Genomic DNA, 15,895 nt, shown 5'->3' with positions numbered 1-15,895 from the left:
TTTTGGCGATGCTGGGCACGATGGCGTCCAGCAAGCGGCCGGCGCTTTCGGCGGTGCTGACGCTGGTTTCGGCCAATTGGCCGATTTCCTGGGCGGCGATCTGACTGCGCTCGGCCAGTTTGCGTACCTCGGCGGCCACCACCGCGAAGCCCTTGCCGTGGTCGCCGGCCCTGGCGGCCTCGATCGCGGCGTTCAAAGCCAGCATATTGGTTTGATAGGCGATGTCGTCGATGATGCCGATTTTGCCGGCGATGCTTTTCATCGCCTCGACGGTTTGCTTGACGGCGGCGCCGCCCTCGACCGCTTCCTGCGAGGCTTTGGTGGCCATGCCGTCGGTGACCTTGGCGTTTTCGGCGTTCCGGCCGATGCTGGCGGCCATTTGCTCGATGCTGGCGCTGGTTTCCTCGACGCTGGCGGCTTGCTCGCTGGACGCTTGCGACAGCGATTGAGAGGTGGATTGGATTTGTTCGGAGGCGCTGCTTAATTGATCGGCGGCCGAAACCACGTCTGTAATGGTTTGGGAGAGCTTGGCGACGGTGTTGTTGAGGCTTTGCTTGACCTGATCGTATGCGCCTTGATATTGGCGGGTGACGGTTTTGGTCAGGTTGCCTTGTTCCATGGCTTCAGCCACGTCAATCGTATCCTTGAAGGCGATGTCCACGGTTCCGGATAGCTGATTCAGCAGTTCCGACAACTCCTTAGTGAAACCGGCTTTAGCGGTAAGATCCATCTTGACGCTAAAGTCGCCTCGGTTGGCCGCCGAGACGATGTCGCGGATTTCTCCGACAATTTGTTTCAAGTTACCGCGCAACTGTTCGACAGTGTCGTTGATGAAGGCTTTTTTGCCGGGAAATCGTTCCAGCGGTGCATCCAAGTTGCCTTCGCCGAATAATTGGATGCAGGCCATGGCTTGTTTCTTGACGGCAATGTGGGCGCTCACCATCTCGTTGACGCCTTGCGCCATGGTTTTAAATCCACCCTTGAATCGGGTAGCGTCCACCATGACATCGATATCGCCTTTTTGGTGTTCGCTGGACATATGATCCATCGCAGCCAGCAAGGCTTTAATGGTGTTGCTCATATGCAGCATCGCCGCCATCACGCTCGAGTTGTCGTTGGCGCGAAGCTTAACGGATTGATTCAAGTCGCCCGTGGCGATACCGTTGGCCAATTCAGCGACGACTTCAGGCTCGCCGCCGAGGCAGTTCCACAGTTGCCGAAAGCCTTGCAGGCACAAACCAATAACCGCGAGCAAACTAAGCAGATTTAGCGCCGTCGACCACCGCCGCATTTGCGAAACTTCGATATTCAATTGGTTTTTTGCCGAATCGGCTTGCCGTTCCAAAGGACGACTTAATATGTCCAAACTCTCTATCAGTGTGTTGGATCGAGCGTCGAAACCGGTATCCGGTTGCTTCATCGCGCGATTGCCGGCTACCTTGCCTTCGGCAAGATATACGCGGGCCATTTCGATACCCACATCGTAAAAACGCTCCAATTTTTCGCGGATTTCGTTTACGGCGGCATTGCTCTGGGGAAGCAGTAATAATATTTCATTCAACAAACGCCGGCTTTCCTCGGCATGCCGCTTGGCGTCGTCGAAGCCTTCTTCGTCGCCGGTCGCACTGATGTCGGTTAGATATTGCTGAATTTGCGAAATGTGGTATTGGAGCAAATGCGCGCGATCTACCGCATCGGTGGCATGCTCGGCTTGCCTGTTGAACTCGGCAATGTTGTCGGCAATCCGGAAGCTGACCGTGATTTGTGCGGCGCCGACCAGACTCAGTAGCAACAGCAAGCGAATCCCCGCCGCGCGTAAACTGAAGCGATGCCGTTCGGATTGAAAATTGCCGTTAGGCTGGGCTAGGATTGCAAAGGGATCAGTGTTCATGCTGGCTCCTGATGTGCGGCATCGTCCGCATTGCTGCTAGCCTGTTGTAATCGATGATTTCCCAGATGCTCAAGATGCCGACGGCTTAAAAATCGCCGCCCGACCGCCCGGCTCGGACGGGTTCGGACGGCGAGGCGGTAGCGCTCTAAGCGCGTTGCGCCACAGTGGATTTTAAAATCGCTCGAAATGCTGCAATTCTAGATCCAAGCCCGTTGGATCGTGGTGGCGGGCTGGCGTCGGGCCGAGTTTGATAACCCCAGGTTTGGCGTGATGCGCGTGGCCGCCGTGAGAAACGCCTGAACGATGCCGACCGCCGGAACTGGCGATCTTAAAAAAGCTCATCAAACTTTGCAATTGCTCGGCCTGGCTGGTCATTTCCTCGGCGGTGGCGGCCAGTTCCTCGCTGGCGGCGGCATTTTGCTGGGTGATTTGGTTCATCTGATTCATCGCGTTATTGACTTGGCTGACGCCGGCCGACTGTTCCTGGGAAGCGGCGGCGATTTCCTGCACCAGATCGGAGGTTTTGGCGATGCTGGGCACGATGGCGTCCAGCAAACGGCCGGCGCTTTCGGCGGTGCTGACGCTGGTTTCGGCCAATTGGCCGATCTCCTGGGCGGCGATCTGACTGCGCTCGGCCAGTTTGCGCACCTCGGCGGCGACTACCGCGAAGCCTTTGCCGTGGTCGCCGGCCCTGGCGGCCTCGATAGCGGCGTTCAGGGCCAGCATATTGGTTTGATAGGCGATGTCGTCGATGATGCCGATTTTGCCGGCGATGCTTTTCATCGCCTCGACGGTTTGCTTGACGGCGGCGCCGCCCTCGACCGCTTCTTGCGAGGCTTTGGTGGCCATGCCGTCGGTGATCTTGGCGTTTTCGGCGTTTTGGCCGATGCTGGCCGCCATTTGCTCGATGCTGGCGCTGGTTTCCTCGACGCCGGCGGCTTGTTCGCTGGCGGCTTGCGACAAGGACTGCGAGGTACCGCTGATTTGCTGCGAGGCGTTGCCGAGTTGGTCGGTGGCCTCTCTGACCTCGCCGATGGTTTGCGACAGTTTGATGACGGTATTGTTGAGACTTTGCTTAACTTGATCGTAGACGCCTTGGTAATCGCGGTTAATCGTGCGAGTTAGATCGCCATTTTCCAGGGCTTGGGCCATTTCTATCGTGTCCTGAAACGCCACATTGACCGTATCGGTGATCTGATTGATGCCTTCGGCGACGTTTTTTAAGAAGCCCTGTTTGTCGGCAACGCTAATTGGTCGAAAATCGCCGGCTACCGCGGCTTCGACAACTTGGGATATTTCCCGTTCGGCGTTGACTTCCGCCGAACGCTCCAGCCATTCGATCATCGATCCGCTCCGCCGCCCCTCGTTGTCGTAGGAGGGGCTGGCCGTTAGCCGGAAGATCAAGTTTCCCACCTCGATTTGCACAACATGCGGACTGGTTAGATGGGCTAACAAATTGCGTTGATGGGCGGGATTCCGATGGAATACATCGAAATTCCGACCGAGAATATTGTCCGCCGCAAAATCGCTAAACAACTTGCGCATTTCCGGCTCCGAGCGGCGCATCAAGGCCATGGTGGATTTGTTCAGATAGCGAATCACGCCGTCGTTGTCGGCCAACATGACGTTGATCGAGGCGTTATCCAACGTAGCCTTGATGGTTGCGGACTCCCGCGCCGCTTCCGCGAAGCGACGCAGGTTCTCGCGCACCAAGTCGACGGTGGTGTTGATAAAGGCTTTTTTACCCGGCAATTTCGCCATATCAGCGTCGTAATTGCCTTCCCCAAAGGCTTTAAACACGGCCATGGCTTTCTTCTTTACGTCAATGTGGGCGTTGACCATATCGTTGACGCCTTGTGCCATTTTGCGAAAATCGCCTTGGTATTTTTCAACCGCCATCACCACATCGATATCGCCTTTCTCGTGTTCCTCGGACATGTGATTCATATCGGCGATGAAGCCTTGCAAATTGCCGCGTACCAAGTCGACGGTTTCATTGATGAATACTTTTTTACCGGGCAGTCTCTCGATATCGGCGTTGAAATCGCCTTGACCGAAGGCCGTAAACACCTTCATGGCTTTTTTCTTGACGTCGATGTGAGCGTTGACCATGTCGTTAACCCCTTGCGCCATGGCCTTGAAACTGCCTTGGAAGCGATCGGTATCTACCATGACATCAATGTCGCCCTTTTCGTGTTCGCTCGACATCCAGGCCATTTGTTCCAACAGGTGCTTGATGGTATCGCTCATGTTTTTCATCTCGGCCATCAAACTGTCCCGATCGTCGTGTTGCAGTTGGAAAGGGTAGGAGAGGTCGCCGACGGCTATGCGTTGGGCAACGCCGACAGCCTCGCCCGGCTCCGCGCCTAATTGTCGTAATAGCGAATTCGCTAAACGCCAAGCGAGATAAAAACCAATCCCGATCGATAACAATGTGCCGGCCAGCATCGTATTTTGTAAGTTAGCGCTACTTTGTTCCGCGGACTGATTGGCCGCTTCCGTCAGTTTTAGCGTGCGCGATAACAGTTGTTCCCCGATCGCCTGTAACTTTTTGAATTCAGGATTGACTTGAGTCAATAACAAACGATGGCCTAGTTCGAAATTCCCGGCTTTGATCGCGTCCCATGCCGGGTTACTGGCGTTTTGCCGGTAAACGTCGCGGGCGCTCAGATATTGGTCGAGCAAAGCTTTTTCTTCCGGGCCGATCGGCAGTGTTTGGTATTCATCGAGCAAATCAGCCATTTGCTTGCGATTGGTTTCGGTCGCTTCGATGTGTAGGCTGAGCGGATGATCGTGCAATTTGGCGTGCGGCGAGGCTGGATCGTGTTGCAGTGCCAGCATGATGTTGGTGCGGTTGTCGTTATTCAGTTGCAGCATTTTGGCCAATAATTGGCCGGGAACGACTTTGCCGCGGTAGGTGTTGTCCATCGACTCGACGACCGCGTTGATGCCTAGCAATCCGCCGCCACCCACCGCGACAGCCAGCAAGGCCATGAAAACGATCAAACTCGTCAATCGCCCTTTAATTGTGCTTATCATGGTTAAATTCTCCCAACTGAGTTGAAGAAGATGCCGAACCATAGTCCGGCGTTGATTTACCGTATGCCGCGCCTGGAGCGAGCGGTTAGGTAAGGCTCGCTAGTTGCCGGTTTCGTTTTTAGATCGACAATCGCCTGCCAAACGTTGGCCGATGCGGTCGCGTAAGCGCTGTCGGGTCGGCTCGAATACGTTCGAACTCGCTGATATCCGGATCGAAAGCCGTGCCGGAGGAGGCGGGAGCGTCAGGACTTCCGCCTTAGCCACTAGGCAACTAGAAGCGCTCGAAATGCTGCATTTCCAAATCCAAGCCGGCTTGATCGTGGTGGCGGATTGGCGTCGGGCCGAGTTTGATAACCCCAGGTTTGGCGTGAGGCGCGTGGCCGCCGTGGGAAGTGCTGACGCGACGTTGGCCGCCGGCGTTGGCGATCTTAAAAAAGCTCATCAAACTTTGCAATTGCTCGGCCTGACCGGTCATTTCTTCGGCGGTGGAAGCCAATTCTTCACTTGCGGCGGCGTTTTGCTGGGTGATTTGGTTCATCTGATTCATCGCGGTATTGACTTGGCTGACGCCGGCCGATTGTTCCTGCGAGGCGGCGGCGATTTCCTGCACCAGATCGGAGGTTTTGGCGATGCTGGGCACGATGGCGTCCAGCAAGCGGCCGGCGCTTTCGGCGGTGCTGACGCTGGTTTCGGCCAATTGGCCGATTTCCTGGGCGGCGATCTGACTGCGCTCGGCCAGTTTGCGCACCTCGGCGGCGACCACCGCGAAGCCCTTGCCGTGATCGCCGGCCCTGGCGGCCTCGATGGCGGCGTTCAGGGCCAGCATATTGGTTTGATAGGCGATGTCGTCGATGATGCCGATTTTGCCGGCGATGCTTTTCATCGCCTCGACGGTTTGCTTGACGGCGGCGCCGCCCTCGACCGCTTCTTGCGAGGCCTTGGTGGCCATGCCGTCGGTGACCTTGGCGTTTTCGGCGTTCTGGCCGATGCTGGCGGCCATTTCCTCGATGCTGGCGCTGGTTTGTTCAACGCCGGCGGCTTGTTCGCTGGCGGCTTGCGACAAGGCTTGCGAGGTGGATTGGATTTGTTCGGAAGCGTTGCTTAACTGATTGGTCGCGGAGACGACCTCGGCGATGGTCTCGGACAGTTTGGCGATGGTATTGTTGACGGTGTCCTTGAATTCGCCGAGTTGGCCTTGATAATTCCCTTTCACGATTCGCGTCAGGTCGCCTTGCTCGACCAGACCCAACACTTCCACCGCTTCGTTAACCGGCAACACGATGCCGTCGATGATGTCGTTGATGCCCTGCACCAATCTGCGGAAGTCGCCTTGGTGCTTGCCGGCGTCGGCGCGGATGTCTAGGCGGCCCTCGGCGGCGGCTTTGATCAAGGTATCGGTATCGGTGATGACGGCCTTCAAATTAGTGCGCACCAGATCGACGGCTTCGTTGATAAACGCTTTTTTGCCGGGTAGTTTTTCGATGTCGGCTTCGAAGTTACCGCTGCCGAACTCTTTGAATACCGCCATGGCTTTTTTCTTGACCGCGATATGGGCGCCAACCATGTCGTTGACGCCTTGGGCCATGGTCCTAAAACTGCCTTGAAACTTGCCGCCGTCCACGACGGCGTCGATTTCGCCCTTGTCGTGTTCGCGAGCCATATGGTCCATGTCGGTCAGTAGGGTTTTGATGGTGTCACTCATATGCTTCATCGCGGCCATCACGCTAGTGGTGTCGCCGGCGTCCAAGCGGATTTCGCCGCTGAGATCGCCGATCGCGACTCGGTTGGCCAGCGCGGCCACATCGCCCGGTTCGCCGCCCAGTTGGCGAATCAATCCTCTCGTCACAAACCAGGCAATCAGTAGGCTAACCAGCAACGCGACCAGCGCGACGCCAAACATGATGGTTTTGCTGCTGTCGTACAAGTCGTCGGCATCTTTATAGGCCTGTTTCATCCTTTCGTTTTGGAAATCGTTGATTGCTTTCAGACTGGTTACGTAAGCGGTATTGTTGGGCGCCCAGTCTTTCAACAGAAACTCGGTGGCGGCGACCTTACCCTTGGTTTTGTCGGCTAGCAGACTGTAAAACGTTTCGTATTTCGGTGATAGCTGGCTGCGTAGGTTGCCGGCGGTGTCGAGCAGCGCGCGGCCCTTCTCGGATTGGATCAAGGCATCCAACTTGGCGAGTATGGTTTTGTTCTCGTCGCGATTCGCTTGAAGGTCCCGCTTCATTTCCTGAAGTTTGCTTTCATCGTCGGTCAGTAACATATTGCGCATCAGCCGGCCGTTATCCAGCGTGTTTTCGATCATGTCGCTGGTGTATTTCACCTTGACGAAATCTTCTTCCACAATGGATCGGGTGGTTTCGGCCAAATTGCCCATATTGGCGATCCCTACCCACACGATAGCGCCCAGCAGGAGCAACACGACTCCAAAGCTAAGCCCCAGTTTTACCGCGATTTTCATGTTGTTAAACATTGGCCCCTCCGTAAAGATTGAATCGACATGTCGGTTTTGTTGATGCCGAATTTGAAACCTTCGGCGAATGAGTGTTCGATGACGTCGAGCGAATTGGCCTGTCGGCTAAATCCGCACGAAGATCCCGGTTAATCTAAGCCTAGACGAAAAGCAAGGAATTAGCGGAGCGAAACCGCTAACTTTGCCTGCTTCCGGCAAAGTTTAAAAATTGTATTTGGCCGAGAACATGGCCCGGCTGATGTTGCCGTTGCGGCCGTCGATCAATTCGCGGCTGCCGTACAGGTATTCAATGCCCAAAGTGGCTTGCGGCAACGGACTCCACAGCAAGTTGGCGTGTACCGATTGGGCTTGGCGAGTCATCGTCGCGGCCACGAAATCGGGCTGGTCGGCTTGCTCGAAACCGTAGGCGAAGCTGCTGCGCCAGGTGTTGCTCCACCAATGTTGGTAGGCCGTCACGGCGCTGTAGACATTGACCAAATGCAGGTTACCGGCCGAATCCAGCGCGGCGTCTTCCAGACGGTTGACCGAAGAATAACGGCCTATCGCGTTGCCGTAATTCAGCGTGAAGCGGATATTGTCGAGTTCGAAGACATTGATTTTGCCGGCTAGGCTGACGCCGCCGCCCCAAGCTTCTCGCGCCGCGCCGCTGGTATTGTTGGCATTGCGAATCTGCCGGCCCATCGCCGCCAACGATAGATTGCCCCAGTCCGGTTTGTAGACCAGTTTGGCGATCAGGTCCGGATAGCGATCGTCGCCGGTGGTGGTGAGGTTGTCGTAGGTCAGCGTACCGAGCGCCGGACTCCAGCCGCTGCCGGTCCACAGCGTGCTGTTGGGGGATTCGGCCGCCAGTTGCAAATCCAAGCTCGCGCCGGCCAATTTAAACGGCTGGGTCCAACGCACTAGCGGTTGGCGAAATTTAGCGAGACCGACCGGGCCGGCATTATCCAAAGTGTCCGGAGCCGCCAATTCGTTTAAAAACGTGGTCCAGGTTTGGCCGGCCAGGAAATTACCGAACGAGCCGTAGGCGTGGCGCAATCGAGGCGTGTAGCTGGCGGCGGCCCCGTACAGATCCAGTTCCAGGTAGGTGTTGATATCGCCCCACGCGCTGGGTGTGAACGATTTGAACCAGAAGCGGCTTTCCCTGGCGTTGAACGCTAGTTGACTGTCCTCGCCGCGATGCGATACCGGAATATTCGAAACGGACAGGAATTGGTCGCCGAACGAGGGCGCGCTGACGCTGCTTTCGTTGACGTCCAATTTTACAAAGCCGCCGAAGCCCAGCGAGGTGTCGGTGCCGGGTATCTTAAAGGTGCCCTTGGTATCGCCCAACGTGACTGGCGGCTTGGTTTCCGGTTTCGCTTCGGTCGGGTTGGCGGCGGAACTGGCCGAAACGGCGACGACGCCATTCGCCGCCGGCGAGGCCTGAGTCGTCAATTGCCGGTTTTTTTGTTGCTCGGCGGCCAAGCGGGTTTCCAGATCGCGGATTCTGGCATCGGCTTGATCGGCGTGTTGCTTGAGTTCGGCGACTTGGTCGCCGAGTTGTCGCAACAAGGCGCGCACATCGTCGGTAGCCGTCGCGGCTAGCGGAAATATGCCGGTAGCGATGGTGAGGAGCAGGCGAGGACGGCTGTGCATTATTGGCCTCCGGGTTTCTTGAAATCGCGGAACAACTCGTGGCAGGACGTACAGGTTGCCGAAATGGCTTCCAACGTGGTTGGAATCGCGTCGATCTGCAAGGTTTGCGCTTGGGATTTGAGTTGCCCGGCCTGGATCAGCAGTTTATCCGCCAGCGAAGCGAAGACTTTTTGTTCGTCCGATTCAAGATGCAGGTTCGGCATGGCTAGACGCATCGCCGCCAGAGCGTGCTCGACGCCTTCCGCCGCTTGTTGCACGCGAGAGAGGGCTTCGCGGCGTTGGTTGTCCATCTCGTGCTCGGTCAAATTGCGTTCGTACATCAAGTTATGCATGCGCTGCATCGACTGCCGCAGGTCTTGGCTGTCGATGGCGTGTAGGGCCGGTTTGCCGGTGTCGATCAATTTTGGCGGCGCCGGTCGCTGTCCGCCGCTACCGCAGGCTGTCAACGCCAAGGCGAGCAGCGCGTTTGCCGCGTAACGCCGGGACGACGCCCGCGCTCGCGATCGTGCTGATGGCGCCACGGCAAACGCGGTGCCCAGGGCTGGCGGTACCGTGAAAGCGGTTGCATTCAGCTTGGCGAGGGTGGGCAATGGCATGTGGAATGTCTCCTGGTATGGATGGCGGGCTCGGTTTGAAAGCCGCCGGAGTAAGCCGGTCTTCCGGCCTGTCGGTCAGGCGTAGAAGGGGCTTGATCGGTAATTCCATAAGTGTAGAACGGAATTTGCCGCAAATCGGCTGGCGCTGGAAACGTCGCCGAACGTAGGGTTGCCAAAGGCGGCCTGTCGGCTGGTATCTAAGCCTCCGCCAAGCCTACGCGAGTGGGGATGCTTGTGGCTGACGATTCGATGATTCGCGGTCTCGAGGCTGGACTCGGAGGGGCGTTTGAAAGTCCCCGGAATGGTCATACGCTAGTATCCGGAGGTTGTTTTAGCGGAGCGGATGGGTGTTGAGTCCGAGCTGTCGATGGTTATCAAACCGGGCTCTAGCCCGCTTTACCAGGTCTGCGTGTTGGTGAGACCGTCGCGAGCACGTGATGGAATCGAACGATGGCCCGCCGCGGGATGGGCGGCGGGCAGTAGTCCAGCGTTGACGGTTAGGCTGGATTAAGCGTTTGGTCGTTTAAAAGTGCTGAAATTGGTGCAAATCCACGGTGCCGCTCGCGGCGTGTTCGGGGAGGTCGCGCGGCATGCTCGATTTGCGATGTTCCGGCGCGCGTACTGGGTTAATTTGTCCGGCGGCGCGGGCAATTTTGAAAAAACTCATCAGATTTTGCAGTTGTAAGGATTGGCTGGTCATCTCCTCGGCGGTGGAGGCCAGCTCCTCGCTGGCGGAGGCGTTCTGTTGGGTGATTTGGTTCATCTGATTCATCGCGGTATTGACTTGGCTAACGCCGGCCGATTGTTCCTGCGAGGCGGCGGCGATTTCCTGCACCAAATCGGAGGTTTTGGCGATGCTGGGTACAATGGAATCCAGCAGCTTACCGGCACTTTCCGCGGTATTGACGCTGGTTTCGGCGAGCTTGCCGATTTCCTGGGCCGCGATCTGACTTCGTTCCGCCAGTTTGCGTACTTCGGCGGCGACCACCGCGAAGCCCTTACCGTGGTCTCCGGCCCGGGCCGCTTCGATGGCGGCATTCAGCGCCAGCATGTTGGTTTGGTAGGCAATGTCGTCGATGATGCCGATTTTACTGGCGATGTCTCGCATGGCCACGACGGTTTGCTTGACCGCCTCGCCGCCCTCGTTGGCTTCTTGCGAGGCCTTGGTGGCCATGCCGTCGGTGACCTTGGCGTTATCGGCATTCTGATTGATGCTGGACGCCATTTGTTCGATGCTGGCGCAGGTTTCCTCGACGCTGGCGGCTTGTTCGCTGGACGCTTGCGACAGCGACTGCGACGTGGCGCTGACTTGCTTGGACGCGGTACCCAGTTGTTCGGCGGCGGCGACCACTTCGGCGATGGTTTGCGACAATTTTGTGATGGTGTTGTTGACGGTATCCTTGAATTCGCCCAATTGACCTTGGTAATCGCCTTTGACCGGACGAGTCAGGTCGCCTTGTTCGACCAGCCGCAGCACCTCGACGACTTCGTTGATCGGCAGGATGACGCCGTCCAAGGTTTGGTTGACGCCCTCGACGATTTTACGGAAATCGCCTTGGTGCTGGGTGGCGTCGGCGCGGGTGGCTAAACGGCCTTCGACGGCGGCTTGCGACAGTTTGTTGGCATCCGCGACTAAGGCGTTCACGGCGTCTATGCAGGTGTTCAGGTTGTTTTTCAGAATGTTGAAATCGCCGTGATAGGTGTCGGTGATTTTGGCCGGGATATTACCCTTGGCGATGTTATCGACGTAGTCGGCGGCGACGTTGAGCGGGCCGATTACCGCGTCCAGCGTGTCGTTGACCCCTTCGACGATCTTGCGGAAATCGCCTTGGTGCTGGGTGGCGTCGGCGCGGGTGGCCAAACGGCCTTCGACGGCGGCTTGAGATAGCTTGTTGGCGTCGGTGACCAGCGCCTGAATGTTGTGCTTGAGTAGCATCAGCCACTCGTGTATTTGATCGTCGCTGGAGGCTTTCGCCATTTCCGCGCTCATGTCGCCGTTCGCCAGTTTAGTGACGTAGGCGATCAGATCGGACAGCCAGGCATGCACGCCGTTGACGGCTTGTTTCATTTTGTCGTGGTCGCCCTTGCAAGCGATCTCGACGCGTTGGCGCAGGTCGCCGCCGCGAATCAGGCTAAGAACGCGGTTGCCTTCGCCGATCGGGATCAAAATGGCATCCAAGATTTGGTTGATGCCTTGCACCAGTTTATTGAAGTCGCCTTTATGCCGGCCGGCATCGGCGCGCGCGTCCAATCGGCCTTCGGCGGCGGCGCTGATCAGCGTATTGGTGTCCGCCATCACCGCTTTCAGATTGCCGCGCACCAGTTCTATCGTGTCGTTGATAAACGCTTTCTTGCCGGGTAGTTTCTCCATCGGGGCGTCGAAATCGCCTTCGCCGAAGGCCTTAAACACCGCCATCGCTTTCTTCTTGACGGCGATATGGCCCGATACCATGTCGTTGACGCCTTGCGCCATTTGTCGAAAGCTGCCTTGAAAGCGTTGGCTGTCGACGACCGCGTCGATATTGCCTTGCTCGTGTTCGGCGGCCATCCGGTTCATGTCGGCCAGCAGGGATTTAATCGTGTCGCTCATATGTTTCATCGCAGCCATGACGCTGGTGGTATCGGTGGCGTCAATCCGAATCTCGCCGCTCAGATCGCCGACGGCTATCCTGCCCGCCAATCGAGCGACTTCGTCCGGTTCGCCGCCCAATTGGCGGCTCAGTTTGCGGGTCACAAACCAGCCTAATAGTGCGATCGTCGCCAACGCCAGTAGTGCGATGACCGCTAGCCATATCGAGGCGTGGGCTTTGATGTCCTTGGCTTGGCCGGCACTTTGTTCGGCCAGATTGCCGTTATATTGGCCTTGCTGTTCGAGTGCATCTTGGAGCGTCGCGCTTAGCGGAGTCATTTGCTCCAGCGCCGCTAGCGCTTGGTCCTTACGGTTTTGCTTGGACAGCGCCAGGACGGTCTCGACGCCGGCCCGGTATTTTTCGAAGGCCGCGAGGTTAGCGGTGTACAGGCGCTTGTCCTCGGCGTCGGATACCAGAGCGTCGTACTGCTTCAGACTGGTTTCGAATGCGCTGAGTGCCTCGGTTATCGATTGATTTAATTCGTCGATCTTGTCCGGATCGGTATTCGATACGTGCCGATAAAGTCTGGCTCGAACTTGACCGAAGGTTTTGAATTGGCGATTCAGCGCAATCAGCGAGGGCACGCTATTGGCGTTGGCGTAGTTGGCGGCCGTAAAGACACTATCCAATTGTTGATAACTGACCCCCGCCAGACTGGACAGGCCTAGTAAAGCGATTCCGATCAAAAGCGACATGCGTTGTACGATGGACATGTGGACCTCCCGATGTTGAGCTTCCCTGACTTGATTCGGCCGGCCGTTCCATGACGGACCCCGTGTTCTTTGAGCCTGCTGGACCGAGGTCGCCGGATAGCTTGTCGGGTGCGGCATTTTAGAATGCCTTGTTTTGCGCTAAATATCTATAGCCTATTATCATGCGCTATGCCATGGGGTTCAAAAAAATAATCTTTTTACGCGTTAGCTAAAGCGCGGTGAGTTAGCGAGCTACTCATTGCCGAGCGCTCCACGTGGTGCAGCGAAAGTGCGGCGTTTGCTCGGAGTAACTAGTTTCGTTAATGAAAAAAACTAATTGTTTTACATGTGGTTGATGAAAAAATTGGGTTGCCGGTGTCCTCGGTATTTGAGTGAGTCCAGCGTTGGGCTATTGTCGTTTCCGGCGAATGTATTCGATGCTGAGGAATTTGAGGCCAGCGTTAAATCTACGCGGTATAGTTTGCTGTTATGTTTGGCGATGGAGTTGATAAATTAGACGCCGACTATCGATTAGGGGCGTCTGAGGTGTAGCGAAGACCCTCGGAGATACGAGGCCGCGAGCGCGCTTGGCGATTAGCTGCGCGGAGCTGCCGGTCGAACGATTTTGAAACCGCCGCTGGGGATCGTCTCGGAAAAGTAAGTCAGTGCGTGGGGGGCGGCGTTAGCCGCGATCATGGGCGGCTCCTACAACGGCATGTCCGCACGTTGTGCCTCACGACATTCATCGTAAGGTGATTAATCTAGCGGAGGGGGGCTTTTACCCCGGCTTTTCGTGCCGGGGTAAAAACAGCGCATTGTAACGGCGTTTTACTTATTCGCGGGCGAACCTAGAACCGTTCGAATTGATGCAGATTCAAATCCAGGTGGGTCGGGTCGTTCGGGTTGGTGGGTGCGTGTTTGATCTTGGCTTGGGTTGTATGAGCGGTTCGGCGTTGCCCGCCGCCGGTGTTGCCCGTCGCGCCGCTGATCTTGAAGAAACTCATCAAGCCCTGCAATTGCTCGGCCTGACCGGTCATTTCCTCGGCGGTGGAAGCCAATTCTTCACTGGCGGCGGCATTTTGCTGGGTGATTTGGTTCATCTGATTCATCGCGGTATTGACTTGGCTGACGCCGGCCGACTGTTCCTGGGAAGCGGCAGCGATTTCCTGCACCAGATCGGAGGTTTTGGCGATGCTGGGCACGATGGCGTCCAGCAAGCGGCCGGCGCTTTCGGCGGTGCTGACGCTGGTTTCGGCCAATTGGCCGATTTCCTGGGCGGCGATCTGACTGCGCTCGGCCAGTTTGCGTACCTCGGCGGCCACCACCGCGAAGCCCTTGCCGTGGTCGCCGGCCCTGGCGGCCTCGATCGCGGCGTTCAAAGCCAGCATATTGGTTTGATAGGCGATGTCGTCGATGATGCCGATTTTGCCGGCGATGCTTTTCATCGCCTCGACGGTTTGCTTGACGGCGGCGCCGCCCTCGACCGCTTCCTGCGAGGCTTTGGTGGCCATGCCGTCGGTGACCTTGGCGTTTTCGGCGTTCTGGCCGATGCTGGCGGCCATTTCCTCGATGCTGGCGCTGGTTTCCTCGACGCCCGCGGCTTGTTCGCTGGCGGCTTGCGACAAGGCTTGCGAGGTGGACTGGATTTGTTCGGAGGCGTTGCCTAACTGATTGGCGGCCGAAACCACTTCGGCGATGGTTTGCGATAGTTTGGCCAGCGTGTTGTTGACGGTGTCCTTGAATTCGCCGAGTTGACCGCGATAGTTGCCTTTCACGGCGCGGGTCAGATCGCCTTGTTCGACCAAGGTTAGTACTTCGATGGCTTCGTTAACCGGCAGTACGATGCCGTCGATGATGTCGTTGATGCCTTGAACCAACCTGCGGAAGTCGCCTTGGTGCTTGGCGGCGTCGGCGCGGACGTCCAGGCGGCCCTCGGCGGCGGCTTTGATCAGGGTATCGGTATCGGCGATGACCGCGCGCAAATTGGCGCGGATTTTATCGATGGCGTTATTGATAAAGATCAGTTTGCCGGGAAGTTTTTCAATATCGGCATCCAGGTTGCCTTGGCCGAATTGCTCGAAGCAGGCGATGGCTTTTTGATTGACGGCGATATGGGCGCCGACCATGTCGTTGACGCCTTTAGCCATCGTCGCGAATTCGCCTTGGAATTTGCCGGTATCGATCTTGAAATCGATTTCGCCGGCGTCGTGCTGCCCGGCCATACGGTTCATGTCGGCGATAAAACTTTTCAGATTGCCGCGAACTAGATCTATGGCTTCGTTGATAAACACCTTTTTGCCCGGCAGTTTTTCGATGTCGGCGTCGAAGTTGCCGTTACCGAAGGCCATGAACACGCCAATGGCTTTTTTCTTGACGCCGATGTGGGCGCCGACCATATCGTTGACGCCTTGCGCCATGGTTCTAAAACTGCCTTGAAACTTAGCGGCATCGACGACGGCGTCGATTTCGCCTTTGTCGTGCTCCTTGGACATGTGGTCCATGGCGGCGAGCAGCGTTTTGATGGTGTCGCTCATATGTTTCATCGCGGCCATCACGCTGGCGTTATCGCCGGCTTGTAACACGATGGTGCCGCTGAGATCGCCGACCGCGATTTGATTGGCCAGTCCGGCGACCGCGTCCGGTTCGCCGCCCAGTTGGCGCATCAAATTGCGGATGATCATCCAGCTCATCATCCCAACTAGCAGTGTGATCAGTACCGCGATGCCGACCGAAATATTAGTGGCGCTTTGCTGGATTCGGCTCGCTTCGAGCATCCCTTGGTCGGCCAATTGGGAGTTGTAATCCAACTCGGTTTGGATGGCGTCCTGCAGTTTTTTAACGGCCGGCATCAATTCTTCTCTGACGATCGTCTCGGCCTCCTTGGTGCGGTTTTGCCTAGAGAAATCGAAAACTTTTAGACGCGGAATATCGTATGC

7 protein-coding genes are annotated in these 15,895 nt (G+C 56.9%); all 7 read right to left on the bottom strand.

What is annotated here, in order from left to right; genetic code table 11:
• Window positions 1-1,891: methyl-accepting chemotaxis protein (locus BJL95_RS25955; protein WP_302848352.1), on the bottom strand; the 1,891-nt coding region annotated here is incomplete at its 3' end.
• Between the two features lie 171 nt (window positions 1,892-2,062).
• Window positions 2,063-4,930: a methyl-accepting chemotaxis protein gene (locus tag BJL95_RS15770; RefSeq protein ID WP_175463733.1), complete on the bottom strand. Its 2,868-nt coding sequence runs from the start codon at window positions 4,928-4,930 to the stop codon at window positions 2,063-2,065.
• 271 nt (window positions 4,931-5,201) lie between these two features.
• Complete coding sequence (locus BJL95_RS15765) at window positions 5,202-7,406, bottom strand: methyl-accepting chemotaxis protein (RefSeq protein ID WP_071159306.1); 2,205 nt, start codon at window positions 7,404-7,406, stop codon at window positions 5,202-5,204.
• A 201-nt stretch (window positions 7,407-7,607) separates the two neighbouring features.
• Entirely contained in the window at window positions 7,608-9,041 is a 1,434-nt protein-coding gene (locus tag BJL95_RS15760) for a DcaP family trimeric outer membrane transporter (protein WP_083386090.1), read from the bottom strand.
• Complete coding sequence (locus BJL95_RS15755) at window positions 9,041-9,637, bottom strand: cytochrome c (protein ID WP_071159302.1); 597 nt, start codon at window positions 9,635-9,637, stop codon at window positions 9,041-9,043. The genes BJL95_RS15760 and BJL95_RS15755 overlap by 1 nt, the downstream gene beginning before the upstream one ends.
• Window positions 9,638-10,160: 523 nt before the next feature.
• The gene (locus BJL95_RS24100; RefSeq protein WP_175463732.1) at window positions 10,161-12,980 is read right to left on the bottom strand and encodes a methyl-accepting chemotaxis protein; all 2,820 of its coding nucleotides are present in this window, start codon (window positions 12,978-12,980) and stop codon (window positions 10,161-10,163) included.
• An 827-nt stretch (window positions 12,981-13,807) separates the two neighbouring features.
• On the bottom strand, window positions 13,808-15,895 hold a 2,088-nt coding region (locus tag BJL95_RS15745; protein WP_071159300.1), incomplete at its 5' end, for a methyl-accepting chemotaxis protein.

Source organism: Methylomonas sp. LWB, assembly GCF_001856095.1.
Classification (GTDB): domain Bacteria; phylum Pseudomonadota; class Gammaproteobacteria; order Methylococcales; family Methylomonadaceae; genus Methylomonas; species Methylomonas koyamae_A.
The sequence above is the reverse complement of the archived record's forward strand: the minus strand, read 5'-3'. Positions and strand labels throughout refer to the sequence as shown.